Below are 19,193 nucleotides of genomic sequence, written 5' to 3'. Positions count from 1 at the left end.
TAGAGCACGATGAAAACAATTGATAACGGCAATCCGTGGCTGATCAGGGGGTTTATCCTCCTGGTCTTCCTCGGCGGGTGGCATTTGCTCACGCTACGGTCGTCCTTCGATGCGAAGGGCAAGACGGACGAGCAACTGCAGATGATGGAGTTCAACGGAGACATCGTCCGAACGGGCGAAGGAGGCTACGCCTGGAACCCTGAGAAGATGAAGGGGGTGCCGGGTCCCCTCGCGGTGGTGGAGAAGGCGAGAACTGAATTGGGTGAGGCGTTCGTCATCAAGGGAACCAACGACCACGGCATCGCCTACCTGGTCTTGTACACGGTCTCGAGATTTGCCGCGGGGTTCCTCGCAGCGTCGGTCGTGGCGATCCTCTTCGGCATCCTGCTGGGGCTGAACCGCGTGCTCTTCCGAGCCGTCAACCCCTTCATTCAAATCTTGAAGCCGATCTCGCCGTTGGCCTGGATGCCCTTGCTCCTGTACACAGTCAAGGATCCCAAGTGGACAGCCATCCTGGTCGTATTCATGGCAGCCGTCTGGCCGACCCTGGCGACGACGGCGTTCGGCGTGAGTTCACTCAAAAAGGAATATCTCCACGTCGCGGCTATTCTGCAGCTTTCCTGGTTCAAGCGGCTCTATCGGGTGATTTTACCTGGGGCGGCCCCGACGATCGTGAACGGTCTGAGAATCTCGTTCGGGAGCGCATTGGTCGCCGTGGTGCCGGCAGAGATGTTGTTGGGGGAGTTAGGCGTCGGGTACCTGAGTTGGATCGAATGGAACAATCTCGACATCGCCGGGGTCATCTTCGCCATCCTGGTGGTCGGGGTCGTGGGCGTTATTCTGGATTCAGGGTTCAACAAACTTGCCGGTCTCGTGACCTATCAGGAGTAACCCATGTCATTTCTTGTCGTCGACCATGTGAGCAAGTTTTTTCCCGGTCATGCTGGAAGCGGAGAGGTCTGTATCTTCAAAGACGTGACCTTGAAAGTCGATAAGGGCGAGTTCGTCACCGTGATCGGCCATTCGGGATGCGGCAAGAGCACCCTGCTCAACATCATCGCCGGGTTGGAAACCCTGTCGGAAGGGGGAGTGATCTTGAATGGGCGTGAGGTGTCAGGGCCCGGATTGGACCGGATGGTGGTCTTCCAGAATTTTGCTCTCATGCCCTGGATGACGGTGTTCGAGAACATCGCTCTGGCTGTCCGGTCAGCCTACCAGGATTGGGGGCACGAAGAGGTGGTCGCGCATGTGCACAAGTACATTGCGTTAGTCGGCCTCAAGGGGGCTGAGGATAAGCGGCCTATCGCCCTATCGGGGGGCATGAAGCAGCGAGTCGGTCTCGCCAGGGCCTTTTCAATCGAGCCCAAGGTGTTGTTGCTGGATGAGCCCTTTGCCCAGATCGATGCGCTCACCAGAGGAGTCATTCAAGAGGAGTTGGTCCAGATGTGGAATGCCACGCGCAACACGGTATTCATGGTCACGCACGATGTGGACGAGGCCATTCTCTTGTCCGACCGCATCATGCTCATGACGAACGGGCCTTCATCGCGCGTCGCGGAAATTGTGGATGTGACGATCCCTCGCCCCAGGTCGAGAGATACGGTCATCGAACATCCCCACTACTACAAGATCAGGAACCATGTGATTCATTTTCTCGTCCGTCATGCCGCGCACGGAGTGGCGAGTGAGAGGGGTGTGCAGGGGGAGTCGCCAGCAGCTGAGCCGCTCGTCGTGAGGTTCTGAAATAGCAATGGTCGGCAGGTATCAACAAAGGAGGAGCATGTGATGGAAGCGAAGAAGCCGAAGGACGCGATTAAAGCCAAGCGGTTGGAGAAGAAGGTGACGATCGCGGAGGTGGCCAAAGTGGTCGGGCGAAATCCCACGTTCGTCGCCGCGGTGTTGCAGGGAACCCACAAGCTGCCGGCTGAGGACGCGAAGAAAGTTGGCGATCTGTTGGGGCTGGATGCAGAGCTCACCGCGTCGCTGAGCAAATTCCCGGTTCGCACCGATTTCCCGAATGCGACCGATCCGTTCAAGTATCGCTTGATGGAGATCATCGGGGTGTATGGAGACTCGATGCGCGAGCAGGCGAACGAAATGTTCGGCGATGGCATCATGAGCGCAATCGACTTTACGCTCGACATGGAAAAGGTGACCGGCAGCCAGGGCGAAGCCCGCTGCAAAATTACGCTGAACGGGAAGTGGCTGGAGTACAAGACCTTCTAGTTCCAGTCGGGGTCTGGTTCGGGAACAACGGCGTTCTCGCCGCGTAAGAACAGAGAGCGATGTAACGCGGACAACGGCGTCCGTCTCCTATTCGGGAAGACGGGCGCCGTTGTGTTTTTGGGATTCTAGCGATGACAAAGGAGGAGTCGATGTATACGACGGATCACGAGCGGATTGCATCGTTGGCGGCGAAGAAACATCGGTTTCTGAAGGTTTCGCTGTCACGCTACCTCATTCTCTCGGCTTTGGCTGGCGTCTATGTGGGATTCGGCATCGCGTTGATTTTCAGTGTCGGCGGGCCGTTGGCCACGGCTGGATCGCCGGTACTGAAGCTGGTGATGGGCGTGTCGTTCGGGATCGCCCTCACCCTGGTGATCTTCGCCGGATCGGAATTGTTTACCGGCAACAACATGACCGGAGTCATCGGCGGGCTGTCGCGCAGCCTCACCTGGACCCAAGTGGTGCGGCTCAACGTCTGGTCCTGGTTCGGCAATCTCGTCGGCTCGCTGGCGCTGGCCTGGCTGGTCGTCCAATCGGGCGTCCTGTCCAAGGGACCGCAGGCCGAGCTGATTGGAAACGTGGCGGCCATGAAGATGTCGCTGCCGGCGTGGGAGCTGTTTCTCCGGGGTCTTCTGTGCAACTGGCTCGTCTGCCTGGCTGTCTGGACTTCCGGGCGGACGACGAACGATGCGGCCAAGATCATGCTGATCTTCTGGTGCCTGTTCGCCTTTATCGGCACTGGATTCGAGCATAGTGTCGCCAACCAATCGCTCCTTGGCATGGCGCTGTTTCTCCCCCACGTGCCCGCTGTTAGCTGGACAGGCTACTGGTACAACCAGTTTTATGTCGTAGTGGGAAACATCGTGGGTGGCGGGCTGTTCGTCGGTGGTCTGTACTGGCTGGCGAGCCCCTATACCGTTAATCAGGCAGAGGCAAGAGAACTGCCGCGTGCCATTCCGGCACGGGAGGCCTGCTGATCACCGGAGTCGAACAGGAGGGAGGGAGCCATGGGGACCATGATTGATCATGCTGTGATGTCGAACGAGGATCGTGTGGTACAACGGCTGCGTGAGTGCGGCGCGAGTTCGCTCGAAGACTTGACCCGGTTGCCTGGCTTGGATTGGGTTACGGTCTTTTCAATCATCGATCGCCTCAATCGCGCCGGCTTCGTGGTGCTCAAGAGAAACAGGGTCGACTATCGAGTGGCATTGGAGAAAGGAACATGAACAAAATCGAGGCCCTCAAAACGGTTCGCGACGGGTTGGCGGTGAAAGACATGATCGCTCACTATGCCAAAACGGGATGGGAATCGATCCCTGAGGACGATGTCCAGCGCCTGAAGTGGTATGGCCTCTTTCTGAGGAATCCCACGCCGGGATTTTTCATGATCCGGGTGCGGATACCGGGCGGCAAGACCGGCTCGTATCAATTGAAGGCGCTGGCTGCCATCGCCGGGACCTATGGCAACGGCGTTCTGGACCTCACGACGAGGCAACAAATACAGCTCCGGCAGATCAAGATTGACGACGTGCCGGCTGTCTTTGCCAAGATGGAGGAGGTGGGGCTGACCTCTCTCCAGACCGGCATGGACAACGTGCGAAACGTCATGACCTGTCCTGTCGCCGGGCTGAGTCCTGACGAAGTGTCGGATGCGACGCCACTCGTGCGGGCCATCAACGATGAGATCCTGGGCAATGCTGCCTATTCGAACCTGCCGCGAAAATTCAACGTGGCGGTCACAGGCTGTCCGGACAACTGCATCCATATGGAAACCCAGGACCTGGCCCTTGTGCCGGCCACTCACGACGATGGTCACGGCAAGAGAGTTGGGTACAACCTGTTGGCAGGAGGCAAGCTCGGGTCTGGCGGCTATCGGATCGCCACACCGCTGGATATCTTTGTGACCGAGGGGGACGTCTTGGCCGTGAGTCGCGCAATCATTGAAATATTCCGGGAGCATGGATCGAGAGAGAATCGGACCCAAGCGAGGCTGGCCTTCTTGCTGGAGGAATGGGGCGAAAGCCGGTTCCGGGAAGAAGTGGAAACGCGAATAGGAAAGAAACTGTCGCCGGCCGGTCTCGATGCGCGAAAAACAGTTGAGAAGAGTCATATCGGCATCTATCGGCAAAGACAACCGGGCATGAACTATGTGGGGCTCAAGGTCTTGGTAGGCCGTATCACACACGATGACCTGGCCAAGATTGCAGCCTTAGCAGAGAAGTATGGAACAGGGGAGGTCAGGATTTCCCCGGCGCAGGCCCTGATCATCACGAACGTGTCAGATCGGAAGATCGGCGATCTGGATCGGGAGCCGCTGGTGAAGCAATTCGCCTATAACCCCTCGCCGGTCTACAAGGGGCTGGTGAGTTGCGTCGGCAGCGACTACTGCAACCTGGCGGTCATCGAAACGAAGAGCCGGGCGGTGGAGACGGCGAAGGCGCTGGAGGCTCGGTTGGGTAGCACACTCAAGCCGATCACCATGCATTGGTCCGGCTGCCCCGCTGCCTGCGGGAATCACCTCGTGGCGGATATTGGGCTCTTGGGCAAGAAGGCCAAGGTGGATGGCAAGGTGGTCGATGCCGTCGATATCTATGTGGGAGGCCGCTCAGGGCCAGATCCGAAGCTGGCGGTCAAGATCATGGAGGATGTGCCCTGCGACAGGCTGCCGATGGTGCTGGAAGGGCTCGTGCCTTATCACGCGAGAGAGAAGATGCATCGGGTGAGGGGAGGGGCCAAGAAGCCTGCGGCTAGCAATCAGGTGCCGAACGCCACGGTGGCCTAGTTGGTGAGCGCAAGGGCGTGAGGAGATTTCTTTGCTCCCGGAGCGCGCACCTCAGAAGGGCCTCGCTCGACGGCCGCAGTCAAAAGCTCCTCACGTCCTTGCTTGGCGGGCAGTAGGATGGAGGAGAGTCCACGGCGGACACGCGCAGCCTTCAGCGTCGTTTGTCTATCGTGAAGCGTGAAGCGTCCGAATTCGAAACGAGATACGCTTCACGAGGTCCGTTTCACGAGATTGAGGAGGACGTGCGCAGTAAAGGGCAGCCTTGGCCACTCCCTTGAATAGAGGTGTAGGGAGGTAGCCGGGGCAAGTTGGTCTTCCACCCGATGCTAGGCAACACCACAAAATTCAACTATAATGAACCCACGTTTAACCGTAGGGCCAAGGAAGGCACAGGATAATCATGGCAACGACAAGCTATACGGCGATTGTTGAGAAGGAGGGGACGGGTTACGTCTCTCTCTGTCCTGAGCTTGATGTGTCCAGCCAGGGCGACACGGTCGAGTCAGCCACGGCCAATCTCAAAGAGGCCGTCGAGTTATTTCTCGAGTGTGCCGATCCTGCAGAAGTCGAACGTCGGCTTCATACGCAGGTGTTCGTCACCCGATTCGAAGCGGCACATGGGTAGGCTCCGCGTCCTCTCCGGACGGGATGTCTGCCGCATTCTCGAGCAACATGGATTTCAAGTCGTTCGGCAGCGTGGAAGCCACATTGTCATGCAACGGCGAAGCGATTTTGGGACGGCGACAGTGCCCGTTCCAGACCATTCAGAGATTAGGATCGGAACCCTCCAGTCGATCATTCGCCAAAGTGGCGTCGCACGCACAGCATTCGAAGCCTAGAAGTCCCAACCGTCAGCATATGTTCTTTCGTCCCATCACCAGCACTCTGCCAACCGGGACGGTTAGCACTTCATCACGCCGAGCAATCAGAAAAGACTGCCGGTCCAGTTGTTTTCTTCTTTGACGGTGCCGCCGATGGCCTTGCCTGATTGGCGCGCCTGTTCCAGGCCAGCGCGGGCCAGGGCATCTGCCCGTTCGTTGTCCGGGTGGCCCGCATGGCCCTTGACCCATCGCCATTCGATGGTATGGCCGGCAGCTAAGACATCCAGGCGCCGCCACAAATCTGCATTCTTGACTGGCTCTTTGCTCGCCGTTTTCCAGCCGCGCAGCTTCCAGTTGTGGATCCATTCGCTGATGCCCTTTTGCACATACTGCGAATCGGTGTAGACCTGCGCTTCCACCGGCTCCGTGAGCGACTGCAGGGCCTCAATCACGGCCAGCAGCTCCATGCGATTGTTCGTGGTAGCAGGCTCGCCACCGCAGAGCTCCGTTTCGATCTGGCTGATGCGCAGCAAAGCGCCCCATCCGCCAGGCCCAGGATTACCGCTACAGGCGCCATCCGTATAGATTTCAATCATGAGTTCGCTGTCTCCGTCGATTTCCCAAGGCCCTGTCGATGTTTGATCGCCTGGACAACATATACGCCGTGCATGAAGGGCCTGTCACTTTTAAAAAGGCTTCCGAATCGAAAGTGGCCGTAAGCGAAAAGTGCCTGTCCCCATTTCTTGGCTCCATTTTCTTCCCCCACGCCGTTTGTTATTCAGATTGCCATTCGCGAATTGCTTTGGCACCAATAGCATTGAATTCATCTTCGAAAAGGAATTGGGTGCAGCTAGAGTATTGTTGACATTTTTCACGCAGGTATGCTGATAGCGTCCAGTCCCTTGTTTCCAGTTGGATCTTACTCCCCATAACTGTCGAAATTCCTGCATGGTCCATGACTTGGACTGCTTGCTCAAACTCATTCATCGAACAGACTGTGAAGGGCATCTCGTTTAGAAAGTCGAGAGGAACGCGCTCTTTATCCATTCGTTTGCGGACTTCCTCATCGAGGTGCTTGAAGACCGTAGGCCCCATCAAGAACCAATCTTCTAGCGTTACAACCATGGGATAAATTTTGCGACCAGGATCGAATGCATGGTTTGGATAGCGCCCTTCGCGATAGTCTTTGATGGCCTTATAGACCTGCACAATCATGGCTGCCATCTTGTCCAATTCGGATGCAAGGGAATCGTGATGTCCGAGCTGAATCTTCGCTTCATGAGTCATGCGTTTCGTCTTGCACTCAATAAAGAGGACGGCGTTCTTTTGCTCCAGTCTCCAGTCCACCGTCTGTTTCTTGAACTTGCCCACCGAATACTCCTCTTCAGGGTATATGCGAGTTCTGTCGGTTTTCGTTCCCTTTTCAAGCACCTGGCCTGTGTACCACTGGAAGGCCTTGCCAAAGGCATTCTCAAAGCCTGTACTTTTGTAAATCTCATAGTAGACGCCGCTCGTAAAACGCCAGAAAAGCAACGTTGGTGCGGGGCAGACGAGGCAATCACGCTTTTCATATTTCATCCTGATTATTGGATATGCCCGTAGAGATGTGTATGCGTAAAAAAATCTGTCGTTCATTTCTTGCTCTTGTTTCAAAAGAGACCTGAGGTTGGAAATGTCCTTTGAGAAGTGGAGTAAGAAGTTTTCGATTCCATCATGCGAAACGCCAGGAATATGGATTTGGGGAGGATAGCGCAAGGCAAATTTATCTATGAAGCTTCCCAAGAGACTTAGGCCGTGAAGAAATAGGTCTTCAGGTTGGAGACCTATGGAGGAGTGAACGATAGGGGCTAGGGCAGGATGTCCATATATCATTCGATATCGGGTAATTATCGGACTTGTAGGTCGAAACTCCTGCCAAGGGAATTGACGGTGAGCCATTCTGTGAATCTCTTGCAGCAATAATTCCGGGGTGTTAATCCGCTTGGCAATTAATCCTTCTAAATGATTAAGAAGGCTCATCGCCCGTGACAGGAATTTCCAATGCCGAATAGATTCAGATGGCCTGTCGGAATCTTTAGCGTGTAGGATAAGTTCGCGGCACAATGCTTCTAGGTGAAACTCGGATATCCAGCTACGTTTCTGTGCCAGAGATGCGTTTAAATAGTCTCTATGGACTTCACATCCCCTGGAAATATCCTGGTTGAATTGCAGATGCGACATGTAGGTGTTGAGTACGGCGAGAGAATCTGCGAGGTCAAGTTTGCGAAGGGCATTGCGGAGCGGTTTGTATGCTTCGAAAACTGTTGAATCCTGTCCCCTGTCCATAGTTAATTAGCCAATGCTACGAATGTGATATGTGACAGGCTACTTTTCTATAATTAATCTGACAATTACAACGTCCAAAACGTCTTCTCGAAAAACTCCCTCGTCTTCCCTATATGTTCCTCGATATCGCTCTGCAAATGTCTCGCTCCTGCCTGCCAGTCGTCGGTCGTGTAGCCGACGCGGCGGGCGAGGAAGATGAACTCGTCTGAGTCGGGCGGCGAGAGGCCGAGGTCTTTGGCATTGCCCCGCACCATGCATTGCCCCATCAGCGCGTGCTCGATTCTTTGAGCATATTCAGCCAGTATCGGGTGTGTTTCAGTTCGCCGGTTTTGCGGAACGCACCCTTCTCTACAAGATCCTGCAAGTCTCTGGTGGCGGTGGATCTGGAGGTGTTGGTGATTTTGAGGTAGTTGTCCGCACTGAGCCCGCCTTTGAATCCCTCCAGTCCTTCCCGAAACATACGTGCGAGCACCTTTTCCTGCCGTTCATTGAGCTGCCCCCGCAGGCGGTCGTACAGCTTGGTTTTGGCAATGAGAAAATCAATGAGTCGCTGGGTGTGCCGCTGGGCTTCCAGAATGGTTCGAGTGAAATAGATCAGCCAGTCGGTAATGTCCAATGACTTGTTATTGTCCTCCAGGGCCGTGTAATAGGCCTTCCGGTGCTGGCAGATCGTATGGGATAGCGCGATGAGCGTCGGCTGGCCCAAGTTCTGGGACAAGGCCTTTTCCGACAGTGCTCGCCCTATCCGCCCATTGCCGTCTTCAAAAGGATGGATCGACTCGAAGTATAGGTGCGCGATGCCGGCGCGCGTGAGTGCGGGCATCGGCTGCCGCCCCTCCGGTGCCGTGTGGTTGAACCAGGCGAAAAACCGGCTCATCTCCATCGGGACTCTGTGCGATGGTGGCGCCTCGAAATGAACCTTGGGAGTTCCAATGGGGCCTGAAACCACCTGCATCGGGTCCCCTCTGGTTCGGTAGGCGCCGACAGTGGTCAGGTCTTTCCGCCCACGCATCAGCATGCCATGCCAACCGAACAACTGGTTTTCAGAGAGAGCAGTGCTGGAGTGACGATAGAGGTCGGTCATCATGGCGGCAATGCCTTGTTCGGCGGGAGGGATTTTTCTGTTGTCCGCATCCAATCCGAAATTCCGTCGAATCGACGATTGCACGGAGTCGCGGTTGAGTATCTCCCCCTCGATCTCCGAGGTGGTGATGGCCTCGTTGCTGATGAGGTCGATGGTGAGCCGTGTTCGGTCTTCCTCTGCGAGATGCTTTATGGCGCCATGAAGCATTCCTGCTTCATGGATGAAGCGGGTTTCGTTCGGCGCAAAAGCCTCCTTCTCAAAAACGAAGTTCGGCCAGTTCTCTTGTTGCCAATTCCAGGTCATGAGTGATACGGCCCTCTTGTATACCTCATGATAGCCCATTCCTGTGAGTTATAGAAGGTTTTCCTATAGCTCAAGAGGAAAACCCGAGTCGGTTAGGCTGTTTACAGCATTCCGAACGTCCGTTCGAAGAAGGCTTGGGTCAGCTTCATGTGCTGCTCAATATCTGACTGTAAATGTCTCGCTCCTGCCTGCCAGTCGTCGGTGGTGTAGCCGACGCGGCGGGCTAGAAAGATGAACTCTTCTGAGTCAGGCGGAGGAAGCACCAGATCCTTGGCGTTGCCCCGTACCATACGCAATCCGTCGATCAACGTTCTCGTGAAGACGTAGGCTTTCCGGAGGCTCTCCCCATCGGCGCGATTGACCAGTCCTGCTTCCACCAGGGCTGCGAGGGCCTGCAGGGTGTTCGGGGTGCGGAGACTTGGGCGTTTGTGGCCATGTATCACTTGGAGATACTGCACTGCATATTCGATGTCGATGACTCCGCCCTGGCTGTACTTCACGTTGATCTTGCCTGGCGCGACCAGTTGTCGGAGTTGTTGCTTCCGGAGGTCCAGTGCCGTGGGGATGTCCCAGGGGGCTCCGCCATAGACGAAAGAATCCCGGTATGCCTCCAGTCGATGGCCCAATGCAGCATCGCCTGCGATATGCCGCAGCTTGATCAAGGCCTGCCGCTCGTAGGGGGCGGCGAGTCCGGTCGGACTGTAGTAGCGGCAGACCTCCTCGAAGGCATTGGCCAGGGAGCCCTTGCCTCCATGAGGGCGCAATCGCACATCGAGGTGAAAGATGCCTTCCTGTTTGGTTTCGATCCAGCCCAGGAGTTCCTGTGCCAGCCGTTCAAAGAATTCGCTGTTTTCAATACCCTTTCTCCCGTTGGTCTTGCCCGATCCCCCGTAGACGAAGAGCACCTCGATGTCCGAGGCGTAGCCGAGCTCGCGCCCTCCGAGTTTTCCCAGGCCGAGGACGGCAAAGGGGCAGGGTTTCTTGTTGGCCAGCCTGGGGCTTCCATAGGCCTTCTCCAGCTTGGCTCGACAGTCTGCGACGCTCCGTTCCATGATGACTTCTGCCAGTTCCGTGAGGGCGAGCGAAAAGTCTGGAAGATTGCTGGAGGGTTCGACGATATGTTTCATGTCGATCCGGAAGAGCTCCCGATCCTTAAACCGGTTCAGGGCTTCCTTGCGCGCCTCGTCCGTTTTGGCGCGAGCGATCAGCCGGTTGAGTTCTTTCCTGAGGGTTGGCTGCGGCTTGATGAGGGGCGCATCGCGGTATTCCGTGAGCAAGGGGAGCAGGTTGCCATGTTGGCGGCGGAGAAAGTCTTCCCATAAATAGTCGCTGGCGCCGAGCAGTCGCGCGAGCAAGGGGAAGGTTTTCTTGTCGCTGATGAAGTCGAGCGCCTCCTGTTTGCCCTTCTTGCCTGTGTCGGCGACGATGAGATCCAGAAATTGGTCGAAGGATTCGAGGGCCTTGCCAGGATCGGGAGCCCAGGTGAGCGCATGGGTGAATTGTTTGATGAGGACGGCGGTCAGGCGCAGTTGCTGCTGATCGGCTGGGTCGAGCAGTTTCTGCCCATAGCGGTTCCTGACATGAAAGCGATCGTGGAGCTTGGTTCCGTCGCTTTCGAACTGGGCCTTGGCGATATAGATGTTCCTCATGGCCAGGGCATTGGCGAAGGCATAGAGGAAAGCCGGGGTATCCTCCGATCGGATGTCCATGACCGTATCGGTCGGCGATTGACTGTTGTCGAAGGTGATCTGGACTGTATGGAGCAGGCCGGTGAAGGCACTTCGCTGCCGGCCTAACCGTTCGACGAGCCTGCGATTGACATATTGGCGGGCCTCGTCGAACTGCCCTACCTCCAGCAGCTGCATCATGTGGGTCAGGGCCTCTGTGAGGGCCTGCTGTTCCGGCGCAGCAAATCGTTCGCCACTCACCGGATACACGAGGAAGACATCCACGATCTTCTTGCGGCTCAGGCTGGGGCGGCTCTTGGACCGTTTCGCTGGCCCGGCTGTGGCCAGCCTGGTTGGATGGGCTGCCGCGTCGGCAAACGTATAAATGCGCCCCTCTTCGATGTTCAGGCCGAAGGCAGAGAGCAGGCCGCAGATCGTGGCGAACTCGGAGAAGTAGTCGTAGGCGACGATGCTCAACTCGATATGCTGATCCCGCCCAGGGCGCACCGACAGTTCACAGGGATGGTCCTGTGTCAGTCGGCTGGTCAGCTGGATGTGGTGTGCAATGGTTTTGGCGGGGAACCGTTCGAAGTATTCGGCGTCCATCCGTGACACGAAGTCCCGGAGGACCTCCTCCTCGACCGTGGGACAGAGGGGGGCCAAGGTCGCGATCAGGGATTCTCTCGTGTCCGGCTTGTCCGCCATGCGTCGAGTATAGCCCAAGCCTGCTTCATTGTGTGAGTGCGGGGGGGCCGCTATAATGCCCGCCTATGGCAGATCGTCTCAACAAGCCGGTGAAGCGTGCGGCTCTGCCTGATCCCACTCCTATTATCTTGGCTTCCGGGCTGGACCAAGGCCAGGTTGAATCGATCCTGCGATCCTACGGGCTCAGTCGCATTCAGGACGCCGATGCGAATCTGCAGTCGATGGCCGGCGATCCGCACCAGCGGCGACAGTTAGCGGAGATCCTGCCTCTGTTGCTTGAGGCAGTCGGGAAGACCGCCGATCCCGATCAGGCCTTGAACCATTGGGAACGGTGGCTCGCCAGCGGAGTCAGCCGGTCGGCCATTCTGGAATATCTGCGCAGCTCTCCCCGCATGTTGGATCTGGTCTGTTCAATCTTCGGGAACAGCGACTCCCTCGCCTTTACCCTCGTCCGCGATCCTCTGCTGATCTACTGGCTGGCCGAACAGCATGTCTTGTCCAGCGCGCCAACGAGGGTCGGGATGGAGCGGGCGGTCCGGCAACAGGTCGGGCTGGTGACCGCCACGGAACTCAAGTTGGACGGGCTCAGGCGGTTCCGCCGTCGTGAGATGCTGCGTATCGGGGTGCGGGATCTGCTTCGTCTGGCGGATGTGGTGGAAACCACTGCCTCCCTCTCGGACCTGGCGTCGATCCTGATCGACGAGGCCTGTCGCATCGTGGATACAGACTTGCGGGCTCAGTACGGCATTCCCATGCACAAGAACCGGCAGGGGCGGTGGGTGGAGACCGGCTTTACCGTCATCGGGATGGGGAAGCTGGGTGGCCATGAGTTGAATTACAGTTCCGATGTGGACCTGCTCTATGTCTGCGAATCCCATGAGGGGGAGACCAGGCCTGTGAAGTCCGGACGGGCGAAGGCGAAGGGGCCTGTGCCGCGCGGGATTTCCAATGAAGAATATTTTGAACGGCTCGCGCGGGAGTTGACGAAGGTGCTGACCGAGCAGACCCATGAGGGGTATGTCTATCGAGTGGACCTCCGCTTGCGGGCGGAAGGTTCTGTGGGGCAGCTGACTCGTACGCTCGATGCTTATGCCAAATACTATCGGACCAGAGGGCAGGTGTGGGAACGACTGGCCCTCTTGAAGGCCTGGCCTGTGGCTGGCTCCATGAAGGTCGGAAAGACCTTCATCAAGAAGGTGCGGCCCTTTGTCCTGTTTCCCTCGTCGAAAGGGTCTGATCTCGAAGAGGGGCTTGCGGTCGTGCAGGAGGTCCGGTCGGTCAAGGAACAGATCGATGCGAAGATGGCGGAGCGAGGACAGGAGCGGCGCAATGTGAAGCTGGGGGTCGGGGGGATCAGGGAGATCGAGTTTTTCGTCCAGACGATTCAAGTGTTGGGAGGCCAGCGCATTCCTGCGCTTCTCGACCGCAGTACGCTGGGCGCGCTCACGCGATTCGTTCCGCTCAAGCTGATTTCCGGTAAGGAGCGGGATGCGCTGACGGCGGCCTATGTGTTTCTGCGCGATCTGGAACATAAGCTGCAGATGGTGCACGACTTACAGACCCACGCGTTGCCGGACGAGGAAGACGAGCTTGAACGTTGCGCGATTCGTATGGGCTATGACGGAGCCGATCGGCCGACGGCGCTGAAACAGTTTCAAGCCGACCATGTGGCCCATCGGACCCTTGTGCATGACATCTTCCGCTCCTTCTTCGACAGTCCCAAGACCTCGCTTCACTTCAAGGCGACCCTGCGCGCCATGAAGGCGGCGGGCTAGCGGGCTAGCAAGTCCGCGCGGACATCAGCCCGGACCGCATACGTAGTACGTAGTAACCTCAATGGGGTGCTGGCCAGGCGAGATCTGAGCGTGTAGACTCAGCGCCATTGAGCGTGATTTCGCTCGTTCGGCCATTTGGCATATGGGCATCATGGCGTTATTCAAGCAACTCCCTCCTATCGTCGGACAGGCCATGCGAGGCCTGCTGGTCGGCTGCGTTGTGCTCCTCTGTGCGTTTCTGGGCCTGCTCGAGCCTGGTGAACGGTGGAGCTTGAACGAACTATTTGCCCTGCGAGGCGCAAGCCTTCCCCATACATCGGTCCTGATCGTGTCCATCGCGGAAGATTCGTTCGATGAGCTGAACCTCGCCTGGCCCTGGCCTCGCGCTCTGCACGGGGAACTGCTCGATCGAATCAGCCAAGGCCATCCCGCTGTTGTGGGATTCGACATCCTGTTTCCAGAGCCCTCTGCCAGAGGGCCGGAAGACGATAGAGCCCTGGCCGAAGCAGTCGAGCGAGCCGGCCCTGTGGTTCTGGCTGCTGCGCTGACCACCGTCCAGGATGGCCGGTACCTCAAAGAAGACCTGAATGCGCCGACCTCCGCGATCCGGCAGCAGGCTGCGGGGTTCGGCTTCGTCAACCTTGTCCTCGACAACGATGCCGCCGTCCGTTCGGCTGAGGCCAGCCGAATGTTTCAGGGGCAGGAGATTCCCGGCTTTGCCTTGGCTGTGGCCCAGGCGGCTTTCTCACAGGGAATCACGAACGTACCCTCGGCCACCGTTCCATTCTTGATCAACTATCGCGGCGGACCGAAGACCTTTCAGACCATTCCCTATTATCAGGTGCTCAACGGCGAAGTTTCACCGGAAGTCTTCACGGGGAAGATCGTGTTGATCGGCGCGACCAGTCCCGTCTTGCACGATGTGTATCCGACTCCTGTTTTTCCCAGCGGAGAGATGGCAGGAGTGGAGATCCAAGCCAATGTGCTGGACAACCTCTTGGCTGGCGATCCTCTGACAAGGGCTCCTCGCGCGCTTGCCGTGCTCTGCGCGCTGCTCGCCGGTGTGACAGCGGTCTGGCTGACGAACCGGCTGCGGCCGCTGGCTGGGCTGGGGGCGAATATCGGAATCGGATTGGCCCATGGCGGCGTGGTGGTGGCCGTATTCCTGTGGGACTACCGTGTGATGGAGTTGCTGCCTGTGCCTTTGGCGCTCCTCGCTGGGTACGGGGCCACGGTGATTGAAAATTTCGTGAAGGAACAACAGCAGCGCGCCCTGCTGATGCAGTTGTTTTCGAAACATGTGTCTCCGGAAATCGCGGAGACCATTTGGCGGCAGCGCGAAGACTTTCTGGAGGGGGGGCGTCTGCGCTCACAGAAGGCGACCGCCACGGTCCTGTTTTCCGATCTGAAAGACTTTACGCCGGTTGCTGAACAGCTGGACGCTCAGGCGTTGATGGGGTGGCTCAACGACTATATGGACCTCATGGCGCAAGTGGTCATGAAGCATGGCGGCGTGGTGGATGACTATTACGGGGATGCGATCAAGGCGAATTTCGGCGTGCCCTTTGCGCAAGCCTCTGCCGAAGGGATCACGCGAGATGCGGCGAGCGCGGTCGAGTGCGCCTTGGCCATGGGAACGGAGCTGCGGCGATTGAACGGGGTCTGGTCCTCGCAAGGCCTTCCGTCGGTCGGGATGCGCATCGGTATTTACACCGGCGACGTGGTGGCAGGTTGTGTCGGGAGCGCCCAGCGGCTGAAATTTACGACGGTGGGCCATACCGTCAATACGGCGTCTCATCTGGAGAGCTTCGAGAAGGAATTGGGCCAGGATGATCTGGCACACAATCCCTGCCGCATTCTGATCGGCGAGTCCACGGCCGAGTTGCTTGGCGGGAAGTTCTGGATGGACCGAGTCGGGACGTTGAGCCTGAAGGGGAAATCGAGCAGCGTGATGGTGTATCGTGTGTTCGGCGCCATCGAGGATCGGCCTTCGGCGGTGCAGGCGGCCAATCAACGCAAGTTTCTGCGAGTGCCTCTCAATGGCGAGGCCTATGTGTCGAACGGGTTTCAGGCCCATGTGAAGGTGCGAGATCTCAGCATCGGAGGCCTGGCCGTGTCGCAGCTGGCGCAATCGCTTGCTGTCGGAAAGTCGGCGCAGCTCAGGCTGGGACTTCCCGGTGAACAATTGCCGGTTCGCGCGAGTGGGACCGTCGTCTGGGCCACGTCCGATCGCGCGGGATTCTCCTTCCAGGAGATGAGCGATGCCGATCGTCTGGTGCTGCAGAATTTCCTCGATGGGCAGAGGGAAAAACTCGAACAGGTCGGTGTCGAGTGAGTCTGTCCATGCACTATCGTAGAGGATTCGCGGCACATTGCCGCTGGCACGTTTGGGTTACAGGGGTGACGCAGGAAGGGCCTATGCAGATTATCGTCGCATTGTTCGTGTTGGCGATCTTTTGCCCGGCGTTGACGCTCGCCCAAGTTGCGTCGCCCCCGCAACCGGCTGGAGTGGTGACGAACCTGGCCGGAGTCGCTTCAGTGGTTCGGCTGGCGGCTGCCGAACCGTCCCGCCTTCAGTTTAAGGACCCGGTGTATGCCGGGGATATGATCAGCACCGCCGCGGACTCGATCGTCCGGGTGTTATTGGGTGGCAAGGCGCTGATCACGATTCGCGAGTTCTCGAACTTCACCATCACCGAAGAGCCGAATCGATCCACCGTGAACCTCGCGAGCGGAAGCGTGACGCTGGCCGTGGCGCGTCAGCGCATGAAGCCGGGCGAGCAGGTGGATGTTCGGACGCCGAATGCGATCGCGGCTGTTCGAGGCACGGTTCTGCTGGTGGAGGTGGAGTCTCCTGTTGCTGCTGCGGGCGGGTCCGGCGGTGAGCAATCGGTCAGCACGTTCTCCGTGCTGAAAGGGTCGGTCGAAGTGTCCTGCGCCGCCGCGGGCTGCTCGGGGAGTAAAATCGTTCATGCCTTCGAGGCAGTGCGGGTCTCCGGGCTGCAGATGGGGGCGGTAGAACCGATTTCACAGACAAAGGCCGCCAGCCTCGCCGGCAGATTCCATGTGCCCCTGCAACCGATGGATTCGTCGGATGACAACAACAGAAAGAAAACGGCGAAACGAGAGATGTCGAAGGCGATGGCGCTTGCGAAGGTGCTCGCTCCCAATAGCGTGGGCGCACAGGCGACTGAGGGAGAGGCTAAGCAATCATCCACGGCGAAGGCTGACGGGAATGCGGCGGCTGCGCCAGGCCAAATTGGTTCGCATGGAGATGCCGCTCTCGCGAACGCATCTTTCAGCGTAAGTACGCAGGCGGCTGAGGGAGAGGCGAAACAACCATCCTCGGCGGCCGCTGGTGGGAATGCGGCTGCTGCGCCAGGCCAAACTGGTTCGCATGGAGATGCCGCTCTTGTGAGCGCGTCCTCGCCGCTCGTGAGTTCATCCGGCAGTACGATTGCCGCAAGTGCCACAGCCCTTGTTCCTACTTCTGTCCGGCAGCAGAGTCAGTCGCAAACACTGTTGCCAGGGTCCGGAGCAGGACCGGCTCCGTTGCTCACAGAGGCCGCCACAGAAAGGGGCAGCAGTGGATCAGGAAATTCAAACTCAAGCTTCTCTCAGCGCGCTCAGGAGAGGCGGCACTCCCGTCGCTGACGTCGGTAGGGTGTTCATCCTTCCCATGGCCTGAAGCCGGATTCCTGTCGATCAACAATCCCGCCAGTAAGTCATCACGCTACTCCTATTCCCTACGGCAGCCTATCCGTCCTTGTCAGTCTGAGTCCCTCTATCCCGATCCATGCAACTAGAGTCTCATCTCTTCGTCCGGCTAGAATCCCCAAGCCAGACTGAGGGTATTGACGAGACGGTTGTAGTTGAACATGAAGGGGAGGTTGGCGCGGCTGAAGGTGGCTTGGACATCATAGGTGAGGACGACGTTGCGCGGGAGGGGCTGTTCGATGCGGAAGACATGGTTTTGTTCGTAGACCTCTTGCCTGACCGTGCCTGGGTCGTCTGGTGGGAAGATGGAGTTGGGGTTCTGGTATTTCCGATAGTGGAAGTCGAAATCGTACTTCAGTCGCATCTCCCACCAGGGTAGCGTGTATTGCGCGCCGAGGAGCAGCCGGTGTCCGTGATAGGACCAGTGGAGGCCCTTGGCATCCTCAATGTCGTGCTGATAGCCGAGACGGATGATGTGCCGATCGTTGTTGAACCGGAAAGCGTGGGTGACGCCGACCATCCAGTTTTTAGCGTCGCGGTTCTCGTCCGGATTCGTGCCGCCTCCGATGAGGAACAGATCGGAAAAGTCCTTTACTTGCAGCCGGCCTAACAGGCTGGTGAGATGGCGGTCGTTCTCGACCAGCGTGGCGACGAGGCTGCCGGAATGCCGGTTCATGAAGCGGCTGCCGCTCAAGGTTGTATAGTCGTAGGTGTATTGTCCGGCCAGTTGAAACGGCATCGAGCCTACGGTGCCGGACCGCGTCAGCCCGGCTCCGCCTAATATGTTCTCGATGTTGAAGAACGGCAGGTCGTTGTTGAAGGTCTTAAAGTAGGATGCGGTGACCGTCGATTCCCACCCTGCAGCCCGGAACCAGGCATAGTCGCCTCGAGCCGACAGCAGTTCGCCTCGTGAATGGCTTTTCCTGTTTCGCAGATCGGCAAGCAGGGCATCGTTGAGAGAGTTGGGATCGACGGCCTGGCCTCCCTGTGGATTGACCGAGACGTTGGTGTCGTAGTAGGCCCCCATGCGCAGTTCGCCGTGGAGCCGCCGGTCCCGGGCCTGCGCGGTGACGATGGTATCGCGTAACCGGTCGGCTGTGCCGGTCAGCGGAGAGACGGTTCGTATGCGGCTGGCCTCTTCCAACGAACTGATGGCTTGTTCCGGGAGGCCGGTGATCGCCAGTGCCAGCCCCGAATAAAACTTTGCGAGTTGCTGGAGTTCAGGATCGGTGATCCTGCCGAACCGAAAGGCCGTGACGGCGTCGGCATACTCCTTCTGCCGGTAGCGGAGAAAGCCGAGGTAGTAGGCGAGGTTCTCCGTCTCAGGTTGCGCGGCGAAGACGTCTTCGAAGAGCGGTTTGGCCTGGTCGTATTGTTCGAGCCGGAAATGTGCCAGCCCAAGCTGGTAGGTGATGGCTGCATCACTCGGGGCCAGCTGTTTGGCGTGATTCAAGGCGGCAATGGCCTGGGCATATTGCTCCTGGCTGGTGAGGACGATGCCCATCTGGTAGAGCGCTTCGATGTGATCCGGGTTGATGGCCAATGCTTCGCGGAGCAGGGCCAGCGCGGCATCGTACTTTTTGTCTTCATAGTCGAGAATGGCTTGGGCCACGTAGACGTCCGCTTCCGAACTTTGCGCGAAGGCCGAGGGAATAGCCTGTAGCAAACTGATTCCAATAAGGAAGAAGAGGACGGCGGCTGCCTTCTTCATGTCCTTTTGTCGGTGGGCCATTTTGGGGGATGCTCCGGTTCGATGTTCGTTGGTGCAGGCGTGCAGGGGGGCGAGGG

Annotated in this window: 17 protein-coding genes; 11 read left to right on the top strand and 6 right to left on the bottom strand. The window is 58.0% G+C overall.

Going from position 1 to position 19,193, the window contains the following annotated elements; all coding sequences use genetic code 11:
* Positions 1-9: 9 nt before the first annotated feature.
* The 8 genes from NT179_09885 to NT179_09850 all read left to right on the top strand — a co-directional run bounded on the left by NT179_09885 (position 10) and on the right by NT179_09850 (position 5,847).
* A complete protein-coding gene (locus tag NT179_09885; protein MCX5722321.1) occupies positions 10-891 on the top strand; it encodes an ABC transporter permease subunit in 882 nt (293 codons plus the stop codon).
* 3 nt (positions 892-894) lie between these two features.
* Positions 895-1,743: an ABC transporter ATP-binding protein gene (locus NT179_09880; GenBank protein ID MCX5722320.1), complete on the top strand. Its 849-nt coding sequence runs from the start codon at positions 895-897 to the stop codon at positions 1,741-1,743.
* Positions 1,744-1,785: 42 nt separating this feature from the next.
* Positions 1,786-2,226 (top strand): cyanase, encoded by a 441-nt coding sequence (gene cynS, locus NT179_09875; protein ID MCX5722319.1) that lies wholly within the window; start codon positions 1,786-1,788, stop codon positions 2,224-2,226.
* A gap of 149 nt (positions 2,227-2,375) precedes the next feature.
* Positions 2,376-3,203, top strand: a complete 828-nt coding sequence (locus NT179_09870) for a formate/nitrite transporter family protein (protein ID MCX5722318.1) — start codon at positions 2,376-2,378, stop codon at positions 3,201-3,203.
* Between the two features lie 30 nt (positions 3,204-3,233).
* Complete coding sequence (locus NT179_09865; protein MCX5722317.1) at positions 3,234-3,452, top strand: hypothetical protein; 219 nt, start codon at positions 3,234-3,236, stop codon at positions 3,450-3,452.
* Positions 3,449-5,008 carry a ferredoxin--nitrite reductase gene (locus tag NT179_09860; protein MCX5722316.1) on the top strand — a complete coding sequence of 520 codons (1,560 nt, stop codon included), beginning with the start codon at positions 3,449-3,451 and terminating at the stop codon, positions 5,006-5,008. Before NT179_09865 ends, NT179_09860 begins: the two co-directional genes overlap by 4 nt.
* Positions 5,009-5,408: 400 nt before the next feature.
* Positions 5,409-5,633, top strand: coding sequence for a type II toxin-antitoxin system HicB family antitoxin (locus NT179_09855; protein ID MCX5722315.1), 225 nt, complete (start codon positions 5,409-5,411; stop codon positions 5,631-5,633).
* Positions 5,626-5,847 (top strand): type II toxin-antitoxin system HicA family toxin, encoded by a 222-nt coding sequence (locus NT179_09850; GenBank protein ID MCX5722314.1) that lies wholly within the window; start codon positions 5,626-5,628, stop codon positions 5,845-5,847. Before NT179_09855 ends, NT179_09850 begins: the two co-directional genes overlap by 8 nt.
* Before the next feature lie 86 nt (positions 5,848-5,933).
* Here NT179_09850 and rnhA read toward each other — a convergent pair whose 3' ends face one another.
* The 5 genes from rnhA to NT179_09825 all read right to left on the bottom strand — a co-directional run bounded on the left by rnhA (position 5,934) and on the right by NT179_09825 (position 11,931).
* Positions 5,934-6,425: a ribonuclease HI gene (rnhA, locus tag NT179_09845; protein ID MCX5722313.1), complete on the bottom strand. Its 492-nt coding sequence runs from the start codon at positions 6,423-6,425 to the stop codon at positions 5,934-5,936.
* Between the two features lie 178 nt (positions 6,426-6,603).
* Positions 6,604-8,154 carry a hypothetical protein gene (locus NT179_09840; protein MCX5722312.1) on the bottom strand — a complete coding sequence of 517 codons (1,551 nt, stop codon included), beginning with the start codon at positions 8,152-8,154 and terminating at the stop codon, positions 6,604-6,606.
* A 65-nt stretch (positions 8,155-8,219) separates the two neighbouring features.
* Positions 8,220-8,420, bottom strand: coding sequence for a hypothetical protein (locus NT179_09835; GenBank protein MCX5722311.1), 201 nt, complete (start codon positions 8,418-8,420; stop codon positions 8,220-8,222).
* Positions 8,420-9,541, bottom strand: coding sequence for a Fic family protein (locus tag NT179_09830; GenBank protein ID MCX5722310.1), 1,122 nt, complete (start codon positions 9,539-9,541; stop codon positions 8,420-8,422). The genes NT179_09835 and NT179_09830 overlap by 1 nt, the downstream gene beginning before the upstream one ends.
* Positions 9,542-9,642: 101 nt before the next feature.
* Positions 9,643-11,931, bottom strand: coding sequence for a hypothetical protein (locus NT179_09825; GenBank protein ID MCX5722309.1), 2,289 nt, complete (start codon positions 11,929-11,931; stop codon positions 9,643-9,645).
* A 47-nt stretch (positions 11,932-11,978) separates the two neighbouring features.
* Between NT179_09825 and NT179_09820 the strand changes: the two genes are divergently transcribed.
* The 3 genes from NT179_09820 to NT179_09810 all read left to right on the top strand — a co-directional run bounded on the left by NT179_09820 (position 11,979) and on the right by NT179_09810 (position 17,342).
* Complete coding sequence (locus NT179_09820) at positions 11,979-13,688, top strand: hypothetical protein (protein ID MCX5722308.1); 1,710 nt, start codon at positions 11,979-11,981, stop codon at positions 13,686-13,688.
* A 151-nt stretch (positions 13,689-13,839) separates the two neighbouring features.
* On the top strand, positions 13,840-16,023 hold the full coding sequence (locus NT179_09815) for a CHASE2 domain-containing protein (GenBank protein MCX5722307.1): 2,184 nt from the start codon (positions 13,840-13,842) through the stop codon (positions 16,021-16,023).
* Positions 16,024-16,106: 83 nt separating this feature from the next.
* Complete coding sequence (locus NT179_09810) at positions 16,107-17,342, top strand: FecR domain-containing protein (protein ID MCX5722306.1); 1,236 nt, start codon at positions 16,107-16,109, stop codon at positions 17,340-17,342.
* Between the two features lie 172 nt (positions 17,343-17,514).
* On the opposite strand, the gene NT179_09805 is transcribed toward NT179_09810, so the two are convergent.
* Positions 17,515-19,137 carry a tetratricopeptide repeat protein gene (locus tag NT179_09805; protein ID MCX5722305.1) on the bottom strand — a complete coding sequence of 541 codons (1,623 nt, stop codon included), beginning with the start codon at positions 19,135-19,137 and terminating at the stop codon, positions 17,515-17,517.
* Between the last annotated feature and the right edge of the window lie 56 nt (positions 19,138-19,193).

Source organism: Nitrospirota bacterium, assembly GCA_026387665.1.
GTDB lineage: Bacteria > Nitrospirota > Nitrospiria > Nitrospirales > Nitrospiraceae > Palsa-1315.
This window is presented reverse-complemented; position numbering and strand designations above follow the sequence as displayed.